Consider the following 17,213-nt stretch of genomic DNA (forward strand, 5'->3'; position numbering starts at 1 on the left):
TCTTGATACAGCCTCTGACGAATTACACTTGAGCGACCAGTTTTTGCATTAGACGAATCAACTCATCACGCTCTTCTGATTCTAGCGAACTAAGAATATCTTGATTGATGCCTACTGGAATGGGTAGGAGCTTCTCTCTCAATGCACGCCCTTCATCAGTCAGGTAGATACGAAAAGAGCGACGACTATTGGGATCAACTTGTCTTTCAACAAGCCCGAGGTTTTCGAGCTTGTCGAGCGTTCTTGTAGTAGTCGAGTTTTCTACCTTAGACTTCTGCGCAATCTCGCGCTGGGTCACGCCCTCTGCTTCCCATAAGCACATCAACGGAGGCCACAATGCTATCGTCAGGCCATGTTTCTTTAGTTCAGTATCTAGCTTTTTGGCAGCATCATTGGCGACCACATTAATCAACCAACCAAAACTACGTTGTCTATCGAACTTTTCACTCATTTACAACTTACTCACTATGAGAATGCAACTATTGCCATGGTAACTGATGTTGCTACAACTAGCACTAATAAAGCGCGCCATTGAGAAACCAACAATACACTCCCTGATTCATTTAGAAAGGTTTGTTTACCGGTGACCATCGCCCAAGTCAGTGGTTTGGAGCGCAACTTGTAGAACACAATCGCACCAACATGTAGAGCCACTAACGCAGGTAAAAGATTTGCCAACAGTAAGTGCGCACTTTCCAATAGAGAGAATACTGAATCCGTTAGCCAGACTTCAGCATACGGCAAATTATCAAGCAATCCCGCCAAGGCCATTCCTGAAATACATTGAACAAGTAAAGCGCAAAGCAAGGTGAGCACCATCCATCCACCCGCTGGGTTATGACCTGGTCGCGATGGCTCCCTGCCCAATAAGTAGTTGAATACACGCTTTGGTGAGCGCAGAAACTGCCTAAAGCGACTCGTTTCACTGCCAACAAACCCCCAAACTATCCGCCATACGATCAAGGTCATCATAGCTAAACCTAACTGGACGTGCGGTCCATTACCGGAAAAACCACTCGCCATAAGCGCAACAAAAAGTCCTGCTTGAGCCCAATGATATAGGCGTGTTGATAGATCCCATACTTTCATTTGATACCTCTTCAATTACTGTTTAATTATTTCATTCGCATTAATTTACACAGCAATAGTTGCAATTGCAACTATTGCTGTGTAAATTAAACCCAACAACACGCAATGATCGAAAATGATCAAACGATAAGAAGAGACGACCAATATGAACAAAGTCATGATCAGCCTATTGTGCTCAACCCCATTACTGGTGAACGCGCAAGACTACTCGCAACAAATTGAACAAAGGCAACACGCTTTTGAACAAGTAGAAACATTAGTTAAGAGTGCGAATCGCACCTTAGATGAGTCACAAACCGATTGGGATAAGCTTCAAGCCACAAGCTTAGAGTTAAGCAATCACAGCCAAGCCCTATTAACCCTTTTTCCTGCTGGCAGCCAACAAGGCAGTAAGGCTAAAGACAGCGTGTGGAGCAAACCCGAGAAATTTAATCAACTGTTGCTGCAAATGGATCAAGGTTTTGCAGAGCTTTATCAGGCTAGTCAGCAGCAAAGTCCTTCCCTCGCAGAGTCTGGCTTAGACGCCGCGCAAAAAACCTGTAAAAGCTGCCACCGAAGCTACCGCTCGCGCTGGTAATCCCCCACATACGATAACTTATCCAAATTACATAGAGGAACATGACATGAAAGCACTAACTACCGTAGCACTCATCACATCACTTTTTGCTTCAACTTTTACAATCGCGGCAGACTTCGGTGTCTCGCTCGAATGGAACACCGATAACGCAGAGGAAGTTCTTAACACCATGCCAGAGCAAAAAGCAGCCTTTGGCAAACTCGTGGAACAAGGTGAAATCAAAGATATGTTCGTGTCTCGTAGCCAGATTGATGACCGCTCAGTACAGATGCTGCGCTTTGTTATCGAAGCCGAAAGCCCAGAGCAAGTAGAACAAAAACTGAAGGATTTACCGCTGTATAAAAAAGAGTTGGTCAAAATAGCAAATATTCAGCCAATGGGCTCAAAATGGTTAGATAACACACCAGTTTACAACAACTATGGAGTAACAATTACATGGAAAAAAGGGATAGAAGCACTAGAGATGGATCGTGTACTAGGCATCGACTTGCAACGTGTCATCAGTCTAAATCAGGCGGGGCTCGTCACGTCATCTTACCTAGATACACAAGAGCTTAACGACGGAATTGTCCGCCCAATTTACTCCGTTGCCTTTCTTGCTAAAGACGCACAACATGCTCAAGAGTTGAGTAAACAGTTTGAAGCCGTGATGCTTGGCTACGCGACGATTCAAGTTCAACACTTGGGTCACAAAATAAAGATTCAGTAAAACCAAAATGGGTCACATTGCAGTGACCCATTTTTCTTTAACTCTCTTTCGTTGAGGTGACAATAACACTAAACAGAATCAGTGCCCCACCAACCACCTGTAACAAGCTCAATGACTCCTGCAACCACACCATAGCGAATATCGCACCAAACAAAGGCTCACTGCCCATCAGCAAAGAAACACGTGTCGGTGACGTTCTGCGCACCGCATAGTTTTGAACATAGAAGGCAAACAAAGTACAAAACAACACTAGGTAAGCCACTGTAATCCAAAACTCGGTACTGGTTGGGATAACAAATTCAGATGCAGGTAAGTACGCCATAGCAGCGAATATCGCAACACCAGCGACCACCAGCGATTGGAGTGACGTAAGCGTGCTGGTGGTAATTTCTTTTCCTTCGGTAAAGCGCTTAGTGAGTGTCACCATTAAAGCTCTAAGCAATGCTGCTCCAAGGATAAAATAGTCACCGGTATTGAGGGACAATTCGATACCTTGGTTACTGGTTAGCAACAAGACGCCTACCACACTGCACAAGGTTAAACCCCATAAGGTATTGCTGACTCGTTTCTTATTGATTATCAACTCGGCGAAGGCCGTCAGTATCACCGATAAGCTAATCAAAAACGCCGCATTTGATGCTGAGGTTTGAGAAACCCCGAACACTTCGCAGAAAAAAATCGCCGATAGGATAAAGCCGGTCGGTATGGCAATCTTCCAGTCTTTATTGAGCCCGCGGCGAAAGTCTCGAATCACTACAGGTAGCATACATAGAAAAGTGATCGAGAAACGAATCGAAATGAAAACTAAAACGCTGGTGTAAACAAGAGCACTCTTAGTCAGTCCATAACTTGTGCCCCAAAAAACTGCGACGAGCAGCAGCAATGATTCGGTTAACGGAAACTTAAAACTTCCTTTTTTTAATTGACCCGTAGCCGTTGTCATCTTATTCCTCCATTTTTGTAAAAGCGATAACGAGCACATCCCTGTACGCGCATTTATCTATACTGTTTGGCGTGATGGCGGTCACTTCATGCATGGTCTTCTCATCATCAGCAAGCACCACATCAAATGTTTTATCCAGCGTCAGGGATTCCAGAGTGTTACCCTTTTCGTCTGTGATCGTGGTTTCACCGCCAGACACATTGATCTTATTGATCATCAGTGACGCTATGTAGGTCACGCCATCACGATGTAACCCTTCTGGGGTTGGCTCACCTTGTTCAATTTCATCAGCGATGATTCGATAAGGGTGTAAGCGAATATTCCAATCTGTTGCTTGTCCTTCAGCCAAGTCATACACGTCACTTAATAACAGCAATAATCTCTCTAGAATTGGCGATGTAACAAAGCGATCCGTTAAAGGCTCAAAGTGGCGCTCAATGTCACCATTCAATGAGTTGATATAAGAAGGCTGCACATAAGGCTCATGGGGCAACATTGAAATCTGCTTACCACCTTTTGCTTTTAGGAACTGACCATATCGACGGTAACGATACGCCCCGCCATCTGCCATATAGCGATCACGCTCTAGGTGATTCCAACAGTTTTTAAATCGAATCACCTCGTCTACATTGGTTGTCAGCAGATTGGTCATCTGCTTGCCACTGACAAAAACATAACTATTTTGACTGAGTATCTGAGCAATAACCGAAGCATGACGCTCGATAGGCTTTTTCACCGTTTCCATATAGGCCACCTCGCAACTACACCGTTTGTTGTTGTTTTTTTAATGATGAGGGAGAGAGTGTACGCAAACTTCTTTTATGAGCGGTTTGCACCTCCCATGCATCTCTATCACGTAGATACTTAGGCTCATCTGCAACTATGCTTGTCGCAAGAACATGTCCTCGTGATAGTGAGAATAAAACACTGCCAGAGACACGCTCGGCAGTGTGAGCGATGAACGCATAGCTTGAGCTCTGCAACATGCTTCCCCAACGGCCTTCAACCGCTTCTTGAGTCCACATTTCATTGTGCATTGCTTTCGCTTTGAGAACATCGGTAGGTAAAGTTGCTGTTTCCAACAACTTATATGCTTTCATAAGGATGTGTGCAGCGGGTGCTTCGCGCACCTCTAAGACTTTTTCATCCTCATCTAGGTGGTCGAAACCTACATATCGACCGATTTCATACGCGCCAACGTGGTTGTTAATGAAAGCAATTAGTTCTTTAAGGTTTATCGGTAAATCGTTGATGGTTACCGGATACCCCTTACGAAAACCTATTTTGATTTGATGGTTATCAAGCTGCTTAGCTGGATTCCATTTTGACCAGCTAAACAGAGACTCTGAGACAGTAAAGGATTCTGGGTCATCCAAAACGCCCGACTCAAATTCACGGCACCAAAGATTGGCATCACCGCTGACATTGCGGGATTTAAATCCAACTAAACCAGAATGAAATAGCTCTGCCGTTTTCTCTTCACGAGTCAGTGCGGAGTATTCATAGGGAGAGCCGTAATATCCCTGATAGCCACTCGCTTCAATCGCGCCATTGAGGCGTCTGAGACTATTTTGAGATTGATTAGCAGTGTGGAGGATAGCTTCACACTTCAGCTTTTGCGCCACTTGCACCGCTTTTTTAACGATGATTGGACGTGATAATGAAGAACTAACAGGGTAATCGCCAAGATAAAGAGCCTGTGCTTGTATTGCAGAAACCAAACTGTGTTCAACGAACTCCTGTTTAGCGTCTAGGATCATCAGATCCACACCATAGTGATCAGCAATCAGGTTTAAATTAGACTCATCAATACCTTCGCCAAGATCAACCACCAATGCGGTCACCTTCACTTTTTGTTCTTTAAGTATCTCAAGGAGGTATGTGCTATCCAAACCGCCACTAAACAGAGTTAAAACATGCTTAACCGTACTAGAGATGGTACGAATATCTTCAATACTTCTTAACTTCTTCACGATGTCCTTCCTGCCTTCCCTGCTGTCAATTGACTTAATTAGTATCCATAAGTAACTTAAACGAAACAATACAGCGAATATGCAAAGGATTTTTGCACCATGGACACAAGTAGGCTTATTCCACTGTTATCTGAAATGGCAATCTTCGTTAACGTTGTCGACTCTGGCAGCTTTTCCAATACGGCCAAAAAGCTCGGGGTTTCACCTTCATCAGTTAGCCGTTCAATCACTCGCTTAGAAAATGCGTTAGAAGAAAAGCTGCTTGAGAGAACTACAAGGCAAATGCGCCTTAGCTCCACTGGTCAGGAAGTCTATAGCCTGTGCAGCGATATGATTAACTCAGCAAAGATGGCAGTCTCAGCGGCTCAGGCGGACAAAACCGAAGTTTCAGGTGTACTACGCGTCGCAGCACCTAAAGCCCTCTCTAGACAAGTTCTGATGCCGATGGTGCTAGATTTTATTGATGCCTTCCCTAACGTGGCGCTGCAACTCAAAGTCGCCGATCACTATATCGATCCTATTGGTGATGAAGTCGATGTCATTATTCATATCACTGACAAACCTACGGAAGGGCTAATCGCCAAAACGTTAACCCAGTGCCGCCTAGTCATGTGCGCCAGTCCTGATTATCTTGAGCAACATGGCATCCCAATCCATCCAGAAGATATTTCATCCCACAACTGCCTTTGTCTTGGTGAAAACCCTCGCGATCGGGTGTGGGACTTTACCAATAATCACAAGAAAGTATCGATTAACGTTAATGGCTCATTTGCCGTCAACCACAGTGAGATCCGTCGCGAGGCAGTATTGCGAGGAGTGGGAATTTCAGTATTCCCTGAGTTTGCAATTCAAGACTATGTGGAGTCAGGCGAGGTAATTGAAATTCTGCGCGACTGGCATGTAGGTGGCAATTACCAAGGCAAGGTCATCGCTCAATATGCTCAGTCTAAATTTATCCCAGGACAGATAAAGACTTTTGTCGACTACATTCAAGACAGGTTTAGTCAGTTATAAAAAAGCGGAGGTTCCCCTCCGCTTGTTCTATTTGATCAGTGTTTGCTATTTCATCTGCGCTTCTAAATAGCTCACCAAGTGTTCTGCCAGTTGATGGCTAGCAATATTTCGACTTATCGTTTCAGTAGCAAGCTTGCCAACTTTGACTATATCAAGCCAATCTTGAATCATGCAATCAAACCCTTTGCTGGCAAGCATTGGTGTCCAATCTTTCAGCACGAGTTTTGATTCTTGGCTTTGTTGCCAAACTCGCCCCTCGACAAAAGAGTCAAACTCTAACGCTTTGTTTGCATAGGTCGCTGACACTCTTTCTTTGGTAACGCCAAATTGTCTATCCATCGACGCATGCAGCAGCGTTAAATCCGATTGCCATTGAACATCGACCCGAGCAAGCTGACGTTGATCAAACTGCGCAGTCACATAGACATCATCCAGTTTTGCTTGCGCGTTTAAGTTAACGCTATCGAGAGGATGGATGAAATCATCAAACACAAAGGTGCGAATATCACCCGGTTGATTGTATCTGTGTTTCTCCCACCTTAGGGAAGTAAGATCCCCAACCTCTCCTTGACCAAGTTCCTTGATATGCTGGTTATACAAAGGAATATGGCGACGATTAAAACCGACATACAGTGGCTGGTTGTGCTTTTCAGCCAGTTCATACAGAAACTCAACATCCTGTGCACTGTCAGCTAGTGGTTTATCGACAAAAGTGGGAATCCCTTGCTTGATAAAATAGGCGGCAATCTCACGATGAGCGGAGGTAGCAGCATGAATCATCACCGCGTCAGGAGCAAAAGCTAAAAGCTGTTGGTAATCTTGACACTGCTTTTCAACTCGATACTGTTGACCGAGGCCAGCTAAAATTTCAGGATTGCGCGTACAGAAAATTGGCTCAACATCAACGCGTTGACAAATCACTGGCAAATACGCTTTTTGCGCAATATCACCTAATCCAATAATGGCTACTTTCATCTACTCACTAGCTCCATTTTAAAACTCGAACTTCATTACCCTCTTCAGGTAATCTCGGAATATTGAGAGACAATAACAAAGAAACCAACGCCATTCCTGCACCAATGTAGAAGACTGCTGCTGGCGAGACCAACCAGATAAAGCCGAACGTCACTGGAATAAACACGGCTGCAATATGGTTGATGGTGAAAGAGACACCAGCGGTAGAGGCCATATCAGCAGGGTCGGCGATTTTTTGGAAATAGGTTTTGATCGCCAGCGCTAAAGCAAAAAACAGGTGATCGATAACATAGAGTGCCGCAGCCCATTCTGCTGTCTCTACCAAAGCGTAACCGACAAAGACCCCAATCAAGCCAACGTATTCAAACATTAACGCTTTACGCTCGCCCACTTGGCCAATGAAGCGGCCGATACGTTTGGCGAATAAGAAGTTAAACACGTAGTTGATGATAAACAGTAGAGTGACATCTGCAGCAGAGTAACCAAAGCGCTCCACCATTAAGAAGCCTGCAAACACGGTAAAGATCTGTCGGCGTGCGCCACTCATAAAGGTCAGGGCGTAGTAAAGCCAGTAACGTTTTCTCAAGACCAGCTTCTTGTTTTGCTGCACCTTGGTTTCAAACTGAGGAAAGGCGAACGCCATCCACACCACGAGCAAGAATCCAACACCGCCAAAGGTTAAGTAAACCCATTGGAAATCCATCTTGAAGACTTCTAGACAAATCCAAAGCGAACCATAGGTCACCAGCGAGGCGAGTGCACCAACAGAGATAAACTTGCCCAGCATTTCAGGTGCTTCGTCTTTAGAGAGCCATTGTAGTGATAAAGACTGTTTCAGCGTTTCAAAATAATGAAAACCAGTGGACATAAGAAGAGTCGTAAACAGCAATCCAAAAAGTGAAGGAAAAAAGCCAGTGATTGCGGTTCCTAATGTCAAAGCAGCGAGGGAAAGTATCATAAAACGCTGCTCTCGAATAAACAGCAACACAAACACTGCGGTAAAAGCAAGAAAGCCCGGTATTTCACGTACGCTCTGCAACAAACCTATATCTGAGCCATCAAAGTTTGCTCGCTCAATAACGAAGTTGTTAAGCAGCGCCATCCAACTTGAGAAAGCAATAGGGACGACGATTGAAATAAGCATGAGGAAGTTTTGCGGAGTTTTCCAACTCGCGGAATGATTCATGAGTAATTCCTTATGTGAACAAGCTGTTACATTAGATCGCCTTCGCTATAGAAACAAACGAATTTACAATTTATACCAATCTAATGCCTTCGATCATTGATACACTGCACCAACAACAATACTGCCGAAAAATATTTTTAAAACAATACTTTAACAATCCAATTTTTCTAGTTATGGTGGAGCAATGTTTAACCAGTCGAAAAGGCAAATAAGATGGAAATAATAATACGTCCGACTCAAGTCAGCGATGCCGCCGCATTGTGTGAAGTTTACTCACAACCTAAAGCGCAGCGTGAGACACTCCAACTCCCAAAACCTTCGGTGAGTATGTGGACGACCCGACTGGAAAACATGCCTGCTGGTATTTATAGCTTTGTGGCAGAAGTTGACGGTAAAGTGGTCGGTAATATTGGCTTTGAACATTCGCAACGTCCACGTACCGCTCACTGTGCAAGCTTTGGTATCGGTGTACACGATGATTACCACGGGCTAGGCATAGGCAGTAAGTTGATAGAGACTGTGCTTGATTTAGCCGACAACTGGCTGCAAGTAAAAAGAGTGCAAATCGAAGTCAACGCCGACAATGACCAAGCGATTGCCTGTTATAAGAAGTTTGGTTTTGAGATAGAAGGTGAGTCCAAGTTTGGATCTTACCGAGATGGCGAGTACATCAATACCTACTACATGGCGCGTATTAAATTGTAGAGGGAATAAGGCTTACTTAAGGGTAAGCCTTTAACATTTCTAGCGCGCGATCTTTCAAACTCTCAGTGTAGTCATTGATTTTCCAATGTTCTGGACTCCAACCTTTCACAAATCGCTGAAAATCCGCCCAAGCAATCGCAAACAGTGGGCGCCAAGCCGCTTCAACCTCTTCGGCAGACAAATGGGGTTGATGTTCCTGCAAGGCCAACCGTAGAGCTACGAAATACTCATCCAGAATCCAAGTTTCCATTTCAGCACACTGCTGTGGCTCTACCGCACTGCTCATAAACAGCGCGACATCTTTCATCGCGCACCCTTTACCTATGTACTGAAAATCAACCGCAGCTGCGTTTTTACCATCAGGCGTAAAGCAGAAGTTAGCCAATTTCGCATCACCGTGCACCAGCGTTGTAAAAGGGGCATTTTGAAGCACACTATCTATCTGCTCAGCTTTCGCCTTTAACCTCTCATCACTCAATGCTTGTAATTCATCAGCTCGGGTAGCCAAATGCCAATAGGTGCCAAAATCCCACAGCCCTTCGCAATGATGACCGATATGCTGAGCATGAAAGTCAGCCAGCCAACTAAGGCAGGCACTTAAGTGGTGCTGGCTTGGCGCTGTAACGACTTCGGTAAAACCCACTTGCTGAAGATCTTCCATCACCAATAACAGCTCTTGCTCATGCTGCTTAACCATTATCGTTGCTGGGACTTTGGCGTGACATCGCTTCGCCGCAAACTGATACCAGTTCAGTTCGACTTGGTACGAGCGAAGTTTACGTTGGTGCGAGACATCAGTGTTCCAGCCTTTTGGATGATGCTTGGGTTTGGGCAACAGAACATGTTTAACGATAACGCTCGTATTATCGACATAAAGGCGAACAAGTTCGCCATAGCCGCCCCATAAGGTTTGCAGAACATCTAATGAATGCAGCGTGGAGTAGCCAAGCTCTGAAACAAGCGGTTGATAATTATACTTCATTGTTAGTCTGCTTTGAGATGAGACCACTGAGCATTACGATTCAAGTAATGCACAACATAGCTGCAAATCGGCTCAATCTTTACACCAAGTTGTTCGATTTGCGGTAAAACCGCTTCCATCATCACTTTGCCGTAGCCTTTACCTTGAAGCTTCTCTGGTACCTTGGTCGAGGTGATCGCGTACACATCACCTTTGTCTTCAAACTTCACGATTGCGTAGTGATCTCCCTCAAGATGAACACGAAACTGTGAGTTTACTTCATCAAGAATTACCTTATGAGACATGTTGACTCCTAAAAATGATACTTAGCTCAACTTTATTGAGTGATTTGATGTTTGAACATACCGCCAAGCAAACATAGAATTGAGACTATCCACTTGTCACATAATGTCATGTGGATGTCATATATTCACCTACCTCAAAAACAATAACATGGTGGGGACAACGGAGGCTAGATGAATACCCAAGCGGCAGCAATTAAAGAACAACCGGCTCGCTCTGCAAATGATAGAAATATTTCTACTTTAAATAGTACCGATGCACTTGCCATGATTGAACATGGTGGAGAGCTGACTATTGGTATAACAACCCCCGTAGGGACAACCTTTCGCTGTAAGACCTCTTTTATTGGTACGCACTCTGGCAATGTTATTTTAGCCGAACTACCGAAGCTTTCAGAAGACGACTTGAACTTTTTCTTCCAAGAAGGATTTTGGGCAACCATTCGAGCTATTTCACCAAGAGGTGAAGGCGCTATTGTTCACTTTCGAGGGCAGCTACAGCATGTGTTAAAAGCGCCAGTACCTATTTTCACGCTCTCCGTTCCTCAAACGATGCAAGTTACCCAACTGCGTAAAGAGCCTCGTTTCGACGTGAATCTAGCCGCTAGAGTGATTGCAGAGACTCATAAGCTCGATTGTGAAATTCGTGACCTGTCGAAAAGTGGTTGTCGCTTTATCACTGCACCATTGAGCCGCCCATTTCAAATTGGTGATGAAATCGCTTTAAATGTTCAACTAAGCTCGCAAAAAGGGGCTGAGTTTGCTCCTCTGTATGGCAAAGTGTGTAACTTACAGCGCTCATTACATTATGCTCGCTATGGTGTTGCGTTTACTGACGACGGAAAAGAGAATGCCAAAGTGCTACTCGGTCATTTAAAATTTGATGGCACTAAGCTTACGCTAAGATAACCAGACGAATACAAAAACGCCCTGCAAATTTGCAGGGCGTTTTCATATCTAGCCATTCATTAACCAATAAATGAAATGTAGCCTTGTAGGATAATCAAGTTAACAATGTCGATGAAAAATGCACCGACAATTGGCACGACCATAAATGCTTGTGGTGACGGACCAAACTTATTCACCAATGACCCCATATTCATTACTGCTGTCGGAGTAGCACCAAGGCCAAAGCCACAGTGACCACCAGCAATAACCGCCGCGTCGTAGTTTGAACCCATCACTTTGAACGTGACAAAGTACGAGAAAACACCTAACACAACAGATTGCACAGCCAGAATGACTAAGAACGGAATTGCTAAGTCAAAGATGTTCCAAAGCTTCAAGCTCATCAGAGCCATTGCCAAGAACAAGGACAAAGAAACCGTACCTAATATATCAACCGTCTCTGCATCCACTTTATGTGTCTTAGTCACTTCCAATAGGTTGGTAATGAACACTCCAATGAACAACGCATAAACGAAGTCAGGGATCATCAGCCAACTGATTTCAAAACTGCTGACCCACTGCTCTAGGTATTTAGCACCCGTCACACAGATGAGAAGAATAAACAAAATCTCGATAACCTTTTTTGCGGTTACTTTGTCTTCTTCATATTCATTGTAAGTCACGAGTTCTGGAAAACGTTCATGGGTTTGTGTACCCGTGCCGTACTCAGATTCAAAGCCATTCTTGTTGATCAGCTTTTGCGCGACTGGACTACCAATAATACCGCCGATGATCAGACCAAATGTGGCCGATGCCATTGCAATTTCAAGCGTGTTAGATAAGCCGTAACTATCAGCAAATGTCTGCGACCAAGCCGCGCCAGTACCATGCCCACCAGAAAGCGTAATAGAGCCTGCAATCAAGCCCATTAAAGGATCAAGCCCCAAAGCGGTCGCCATAGAGACACCGACACCGTTTTGGATAATGATATAAAAAGACGCAACGGCTAAGAAGATAAAGACTTTAGCACCCCCTTTCATCAACTGGGTGTAGTTAGCCGCAAGGCCAACAGTACTAAAGAACATCAACATAAACACTTCTTGCAGCGGTAGAGAGAACTCTAAGTCTATGCCTTTGAAATGCATTAGTGTGATGATGACAGCTACGATAAGACCACCGACAATCGGCTCAGGGATATTGAACTTCTTTAAGACAGGAAGTTTAGAGTTGACGAAGTGCCCTAAGAATAAAACGCTGATAGCGATTAAGAAAGATTCTAGTGGTCCAACTGAAATTATCTGATTCATATAACCTCTTTTTTTGATTCACTCATCTTCCCTAACGAGTCCAGAGTCCTCATTGACCCTGTGGAGCAATGCTCATTGATTCAATTTTTCTATTGAAATTTGTCCTTATACAAACAGCCTCAAGATGCTCGTTTCAACAGTTAACCCTACAAATATTAGTCTGGGTTGCGAAAAGAAAGCGGGCATTATTAATAAACTTGCGCCCATTTGTCGAGTATTGACTTTAAAAACACTACTTAAGAGGGTGTAAACGTGCGCTAGATATTAGCTTTACACACTCAGACGAGATAAAGATTGACAAGGTTTTAGGCAAAAAAATAGCCAACCGCAATGTTGCGATTGGCTTATATATAGTGTGAACAAATTACATTCACTAACAACGTCAGTTGGCTAGGTGACCCTCGGCTTAATAAGGGTCACTTTTAGTAATGCAGTTAGCGTGCCAACTTTAAAACCACGTTATTTTTGTCTTACACCGCATTTTTTGGGCGGTTTTACTTCCCAAAATGCAATATGAAAATTGCATTTTGCAATTATTTGCAAAAGCATATTAAACCATGTTCCTATGAACACATTTATCAACGTTGATTTTTCATACTTTTTCTACATAAGAGTCGGTATACTCTTGGCACCTAAATTTAGTTATCACGAAGAATGAACTACTTAACTACTTTTCTTAAAGGCATGGCCATGGGCGCAGCAGACGTTGTACCTGGGGTGTCAGGCGGGACCATCGCATTTATTACTGGTATTTACGACACCTTGCTTGAAAGTATTCGTCGTATTAACCCGAGTGTTATTGGCATCTGGAAGCGCGAAGGTTTCAAAGCGGCATTTGCGCATATCAATGGCTTATTTCTCATTGCCCTGTTTGGTGGTGTGCTTACCAGTATCGCGACCCTTGCTAAACTGATCTCATGGCTACTGGTAACTCATCCGATTCCGCTGTGGTCGTTTTTCTTCGGACTGATTCTGGTGTCTGTGTTCCATATGCTTAAGCAAATTGAACAAAGAAGCTTAAGTCGACTCGTCTTCTTACTACTCGGGGTAGCGTTCGCTTACAGCATTACGGTGCTTAATCCACTCCAACTTGAGCCAACCAGCATCAATGTGCTGCTCGCGGGCGGCATCGCAATTTGTGCGATGATCCTACCAGGCATCTCCGGCAGCTTCATTTTGTTATTGATTGGTATGTACACCCCAGTATTAGGAGCGGTAAAATCCTTTGACCTTCCTATCCTTGCTTTATTCCTAACAGGCTGCGTTTTGAGCTTACTGAGCTTTTCTCACGTTCTTTCTTGGCTTCTAAAGCGCTTCAGAGATCTTACTCTCGTCTTTCTAACTGGTTTAATGCTTGGTACTTTACCTAAAATCTGGCCGTGGAAAGAGACCATCAGTTGGCGTACAAATTCAAGCGGTGAGCAAGTTCCTCTGATTCAGCACAACTTATCGCCTTCAGCCTTTGAAGCATTGAATTCTCAACCGTCTCAACTCGGCATTGCTATTGTCTTAATGCTTTGTGCAATCGGCTTAGTCTTAGGCTTAGAGAAGTTCGCTGAAAATCGAGATCTATAATCATTCACTTTGAAAAAACGGCTTCTATTGAAGCCGTTTTTTATTACCACTAGAAACTTTCGTAATGATAATCAATTGTAATAAAGGTTGGATTTATTTATTCTTGGCTCACTGATTTAACGGAATAAGTACAACAATATGAGTGGCCATTCGTTCTTTGAGCACCTTTTCGAACACTCACAGCAAGTCACCCCTCATCTAAACGGCGCAATAAAACCTCTAGCTGAGGTGAATGCCGAGCATCCGCTCATTCATATCGATCGCTCCAGTTCAGAACATATTCGTCAACTATACGAAAGGCTACAACTAGAGCACCCCGAAGCCGGGGCACCGTACTGGCTGACTCGTACTTGGACACTGCTTTGTTGGCAGCCTATTTATGTCGCTTTTATTGCTATCTACTCTTGCCAGGGTTTACCTAAGCTGTCAGCGATTGGTCAGCAAGTTCAGCTTAACTTTATCAGCGGTTATCAATTTGATAGTGAAGACTACTTTCAGGGGACTGAACAAGAACTGATTGAACATGCGGGCAAAGAACTCAATGCTCTATTTGATTATTTCCGCCAAGAGATGAGTCTTTGGACCCGCATCCGACCTGGTTTTACCAATCACTTGTTTGCTGATGGGGTACTCGGTTGTTTAGTTAAGTTAAGTCAATTTGCTCCCGACCTTCCCGGAGAGTATTTGATTGGTCAAGCTCGACAATGGTTAGCCGCCTGCAATCTTCCTGAAAAACTCATGGCCTCACTTAGCTATGACGAAGCATCAAAGCAACTCGTGTTTGTGCGAACCTCTTGCTGCTTAGTCTATAAGTGCCAAGGGCGAGAACTGTGCACTGACTGCCCTCGGCACCCGGATAATAAGCGTTAAGACGGATTTGCGACTTCGTTTGAGGGGCGCTTTGTAACTAAATAAGCGGTTGCTACTATCAAGCCAGAAAACGTGAGACACAAATATATGGGATACAAAGGGTTTATGGTTGCGGTGAACGCCAGCAACGAGGCTAATCCATAGCCTATGGTATGCGACATCGCAATGTAACCCGCCACAGAGCCAGGGGCATCGCTTTGTTTCTCGGTCGCCTCATACGTATAGGCAGGGACAAGTAATGCAGCTCCGCTCGCCGCAATCACCATCGCGAAAGCAAACAGCCAAATATTAGGTAATAGGAAAAGCACTAAGCCACACAACAAGCCCACCGACCCAAATCGATACATTTTCATTGGCGTGATTTTTTTGTTTTTAACAACAATAAGTTGAACAGCAAACGTACATGCCGCGCTGATCGTCAACAGCACACCAATTCCATCACTGATTTGAGCCGTCGACCAACTTGTTACCGATTGCATAAGCGGAGTAAAACTGTACTGCAACAGCGCAATCGCCGCACACAACAGCAAACCACTCAATAGATAAGGCATAAAGGATTTATTCGGTAACCAAGGTAAAGCCTCAGCGGGTTTCTCGCTCTCTAAACCATGTTGAGGCGTTGGCTGAAAAAGCACCGTGAGGAGGGCGATAAGAGGAAGCACGATCATTAGCGTCAATGGTGCATAGGGAGAAAACTTTAAAGCGACTATCGCAATCAATGGCCCAACAAGCCTGCCCACGCTCAACCCAATACTGATGCTCGTGATGGCTTGTAATCGGTTCTTTGTACCACACAAAAGGATTGCCCAATGTTGGCAAGCAGGAACCATTCCCGATACAGTGCAACCGTATATAATCCGAGCGAGTATCAATCCGACTAACCAGAGCATTACCATATGGGGCTGATGCTCACTTAAGATGGCAAATAGAAACAAGAGCACGAAACTGATCGCCATGCCAAACAAGGCTTGGACAACCACATTTCTCGGACCACGTTTGTCGCTATACCTCCCCCAGTAAGGTGCCGAGGGCAAAAACAGAAAGCTGCCAATCGCGATAAGAATCGACCAAGTAGGTAAACTGAATGCAGAGCGTTCAACTAAGAAAGGCAATGAAACCAGCAAGCCATTTTGACCAATACCCATGAGTGCTGCTGCTGAACTGATTGCCCACAGTTGAGCCTTTTTTCCGTGTAAAACTGACATATTTGTAATTCATTGTAATTGTTATAAAAATCAGCAATGAACAATTCATATCGTTAATGATAGAGTTATTGATTGTGAAAATAATTCTCATTGCTTTTTTGGCGTGATAAAGTTAGCGGCTTAAAGCCAATAACTCAACTTCATATTTTACTTATGTATCAACTTGTCGATGCGTCGTTCGAAATCGACGGTAAAGTTATCTTATCTCCCACAACGCTCGATTTTGCTCCGGGGAAGGTGACAACACTTCTTGGTCACAATGGTTGTGGTAAATCGACCTTAGTTAAACTTCTTAGTCGTCAAAATGCGCCAACCCATGGACAAGTTCTGTTTAATCAACAACTCGTCTCTTCGTTTTCAAGCTTAGAGTTCGCTCATCAAGTGGCTTATTTACCTCAGCATCCGCCGATCACTGACGGTGTCACCGTTCGCGAATTGGTCTGTTTTGGACGCTACCCGTGGAAAGGGGCATTTGGTCGTTACGGAAAAGAAGATTACGCCATTGTCGACCAAGCGATTGAGAAAGTTGGCTTAACACCATTTGCAGAGCGATTTGTCGCTACCTTATCAGGTGGTGAAAGACAAAGAGCTTGGGTCGCTATGCTGCTCGCTCAACAAAGCCAATGTATTTTACTTGATGAACCGACTTCGGCTTTGGATGTCGCCCATCAACATGAACTATTAGCCTTAATTCGAGAGCTCAACCAATCGATGGGTTTAACGGTGATCATGGTACTACATGATGTCAACATGGCTGCTAAGTTTAGCGATCATCTGATTGCCCTCCACTCTGGAAAAGTCATTGCCGCTGGCTCTCCTCAAGAGCTAATGACGCCAGAGACGTTAATGAAAATATACGGTATGGAGCTCGCGTTGTTCGAACACCCTAAGACGGGCAAACCGATCAGCTACATACCTTAAACAAGAAGGAACC

19 protein-coding genes are annotated in these 17,213 nt (G+C 44.2%); 8 read left to right on the forward strand and 11 right to left on the reverse strand.

Annotated elements, in window-relative coordinates:
- Nucleotides 1–22: 22 nt before the first annotated feature.
- On the reverse strand, nucleotides 23–451 hold the full coding sequence (locus LYZ37_RS22040; RefSeq protein WP_272787629.1) for a MarR family winged helix-turn-helix transcriptional regulator: 429 nt from the start codon (nucleotides 449–451) through the stop codon (nucleotides 23–25).
- 14 nt (nucleotides 452–465) lie between these two features.
- Nucleotides 466–1,089 carry a cytochrome b/b6 domain-containing protein gene (locus tag LYZ37_RS22045; protein ID WP_272787630.1) on the reverse strand — a complete coding sequence of 208 codons (624 nt, stop codon included), beginning with the start codon at nucleotides 1,087–1,089 and terminating at the stop codon, nucleotides 466–468.
- A 145-nt stretch (nucleotides 1,090–1,234) separates the two neighbouring features.
- On the opposite strand from LYZ37_RS22045, the gene LYZ37_RS22050 reads away from it, so the two are divergent.
- Both LYZ37_RS22050 and LYZ37_RS22055 read left to right on the forward strand, forming a co-directional pair.
- Nucleotides 1,235–1,666 (forward strand): c-type cytochrome, encoded by a 432-nt coding sequence (locus LYZ37_RS22050; RefSeq protein WP_272787631.1) that lies wholly within the window; start codon nucleotides 1,235–1,237, stop codon nucleotides 1,664–1,666.
- Nucleotides 1,667–1,712: 46 nt separating this feature from the next.
- The gene (locus LYZ37_RS22055) at nucleotides 1,713–2,375 is read left to right on the forward strand and encodes a hypothetical protein (protein WP_272787632.1); all 663 of its coding nucleotides are present in this window, start codon (nucleotides 1,713–1,715) and stop codon (nucleotides 2,373–2,375) included.
- Nucleotides 2,376–2,412: 37 nt separating this feature from the next.
- Here the strand turns inward: LYZ37_RS22055 and LYZ37_RS22060 are convergent, their stop codons facing one another.
- From LYZ37_RS22060 to LYZ37_RS22070, 3 genes are read right to left on the reverse strand one after another with little or no spacing between them, the layout of a single operon-like run.
- Nucleotides 2,413–3,318, reverse strand: a complete 906-nt coding sequence (locus LYZ37_RS22060) for a DMT family transporter (protein WP_004749152.1) — start codon at nucleotides 3,316–3,318, stop codon at nucleotides 2,413–2,415.
- Nucleotide 3,319: 1 nt separating this feature from the next.
- Nucleotides 3,320–4,063 carry a 2OG-Fe dioxygenase family protein gene (locus tag LYZ37_RS22065; RefSeq protein WP_272787633.1) on the reverse strand — a complete coding sequence of 248 codons (744 nt, stop codon included), beginning with the start codon at nucleotides 4,061–4,063 and terminating at the stop codon, nucleotides 3,320–3,322.
- Between the two features lie 16 nt (nucleotides 4,064–4,079).
- The gene (locus LYZ37_RS22070; RefSeq protein ID WP_272787634.1) at nucleotides 4,080–5,291 is read right to left on the reverse strand and encodes an argininosuccinate synthase-related protein; all 1,212 of its coding nucleotides are present in this window, start codon (nucleotides 5,289–5,291) and stop codon (nucleotides 4,080–4,082) included.
- 99 nt (nucleotides 5,292–5,390) lie between these two features.
- Here LYZ37_RS22070 and LYZ37_RS22075 point away from each other — a divergent pair, with 99 nt between their 5' ends.
- A complete protein-coding gene (locus LYZ37_RS22075; protein WP_272787635.1) occupies nucleotides 5,391–6,305 on the forward strand; it encodes a LysR family transcriptional regulator in 915 nt (304 codons plus the stop codon).
- Between the two features lie 45 nt (nucleotides 6,306–6,350).
- Here LYZ37_RS22075 and LYZ37_RS22080 read toward each other — a convergent pair whose 3' ends face one another.
- Entirely contained in the window at nucleotides 6,351–7,280 is a 930-nt protein-coding gene (locus LYZ37_RS22080; protein ID WP_272787636.1) for a Gfo/Idh/MocA family protein, read from the reverse strand.
- Nucleotides 7,281–7,287: 7 nt separating this feature from the next.
- A complete protein-coding gene (locus LYZ37_RS22085; protein WP_272787637.1) occupies nucleotides 7,288–8,466 on the reverse strand; it encodes an MFS transporter in 1,179 nt (392 codons plus the stop codon).
- Nucleotides 8,467–8,679: 213 nt separating this feature from the next.
- Here LYZ37_RS22085 and LYZ37_RS22090 point away from each other — a divergent pair, with 213 nt between their 5' ends.
- A complete protein-coding gene (locus LYZ37_RS22090; protein WP_239824950.1) occupies nucleotides 8,680–9,171 on the forward strand; it encodes a GNAT family N-acetyltransferase in 492 nt (163 codons plus the stop codon).
- A 16-nt stretch (nucleotides 9,172–9,187) separates the two neighbouring features.
- On the opposite strand, the gene LYZ37_RS22095 is transcribed toward LYZ37_RS22090, so the two are convergent.
- Both LYZ37_RS22095 and LYZ37_RS22100 read right to left on the reverse strand, forming a co-directional pair.
- Entirely contained in the window at nucleotides 9,188–10,153 is a 966-nt protein-coding gene (locus LYZ37_RS22095) for an aminoglycoside phosphotransferase family protein (protein ID WP_272787638.1), read from the reverse strand.
- A gap of 2 nt (nucleotides 10,154–10,155) precedes the next feature.
- Nucleotides 10,156–10,437, reverse strand: a complete 282-nt coding sequence (locus LYZ37_RS22100; protein ID WP_272787639.1) for a GNAT family N-acetyltransferase — start codon at nucleotides 10,435–10,437, stop codon at nucleotides 10,156–10,158.
- Nucleotides 10,438–10,608: 171 nt separating this feature from the next.
- Here LYZ37_RS22100 and LYZ37_RS22105 point away from each other — a divergent pair, with 171 nt between their 5' ends.
- Entirely contained in the window at nucleotides 10,609–11,343 is a 735-nt protein-coding gene (locus LYZ37_RS22105) for a flagellar brake protein (protein ID WP_272787640.1), read from the forward strand.
- Between the two features lie 59 nt (nucleotides 11,344–11,402).
- Here the strand turns inward: LYZ37_RS22105 and gltS are convergent, their stop codons facing one another.
- Complete coding sequence (gltS, locus tag LYZ37_RS22110; protein WP_272787641.1) at nucleotides 11,403–12,629, reverse strand: sodium/glutamate symporter; 1,227 nt, start codon at nucleotides 12,627–12,629, stop codon at nucleotides 11,403–11,405.
- A gap of 654 nt (nucleotides 12,630–13,283) precedes the next feature.
- On the opposite strand from gltS, the gene LYZ37_RS22115 reads away from it, so the two are divergent.
- Together LYZ37_RS22115 and LYZ37_RS22120 are read left to right on the forward strand one after the other, a co-directional pair.
- On the forward strand, nucleotides 13,284–14,204 hold the full coding sequence (locus LYZ37_RS22115) for a DUF368 domain-containing protein (RefSeq protein ID WP_272787642.1): 921 nt from the start codon (nucleotides 13,284–13,286) through the stop codon (nucleotides 14,202–14,204).
- Between the two features lie 138 nt (nucleotides 14,205–14,342).
- A complete protein-coding gene (locus LYZ37_RS22120) occupies nucleotides 14,343–15,074 on the forward strand; it encodes a siderophore ferric iron reductase (RefSeq protein WP_272787643.1) in 732 nt (243 codons plus the stop codon).
- Here the strand turns inward: LYZ37_RS22120 and LYZ37_RS22125 are convergent.
- Complete coding sequence (locus tag LYZ37_RS22125) at nucleotides 15,071–16,279, reverse strand: MFS transporter (protein WP_272787644.1); 1,209 nt, start codon at nucleotides 16,277–16,279, stop codon at nucleotides 15,071–15,073. The genes LYZ37_RS22120 and LYZ37_RS22125 overlap by 4 nt on opposite strands.
- 153 nt (nucleotides 16,280–16,432) lie before the next feature.
- On the opposite strand from LYZ37_RS22125, the gene LYZ37_RS22130 reads away from it, so the two are divergent.
- Nucleotides 16,433–17,200: an ABC transporter ATP-binding protein gene (locus tag LYZ37_RS22130; RefSeq protein WP_272787645.1), complete on the forward strand. Its 768-nt coding sequence runs from the start codon at nucleotides 16,433–16,435 to the stop codon at nucleotides 17,198–17,200.
- The last annotated feature ends 13 nt before the right edge of the window (nucleotides 17,201–17,213 follow it).

The organism is Vibrio tubiashii (genome assembly GCF_028551255.1).
Lineage (GTDB): Bacteria > Pseudomonadota > Gammaproteobacteria > Enterobacterales > Vibrionaceae > Vibrio > Vibrio tubiashii_B.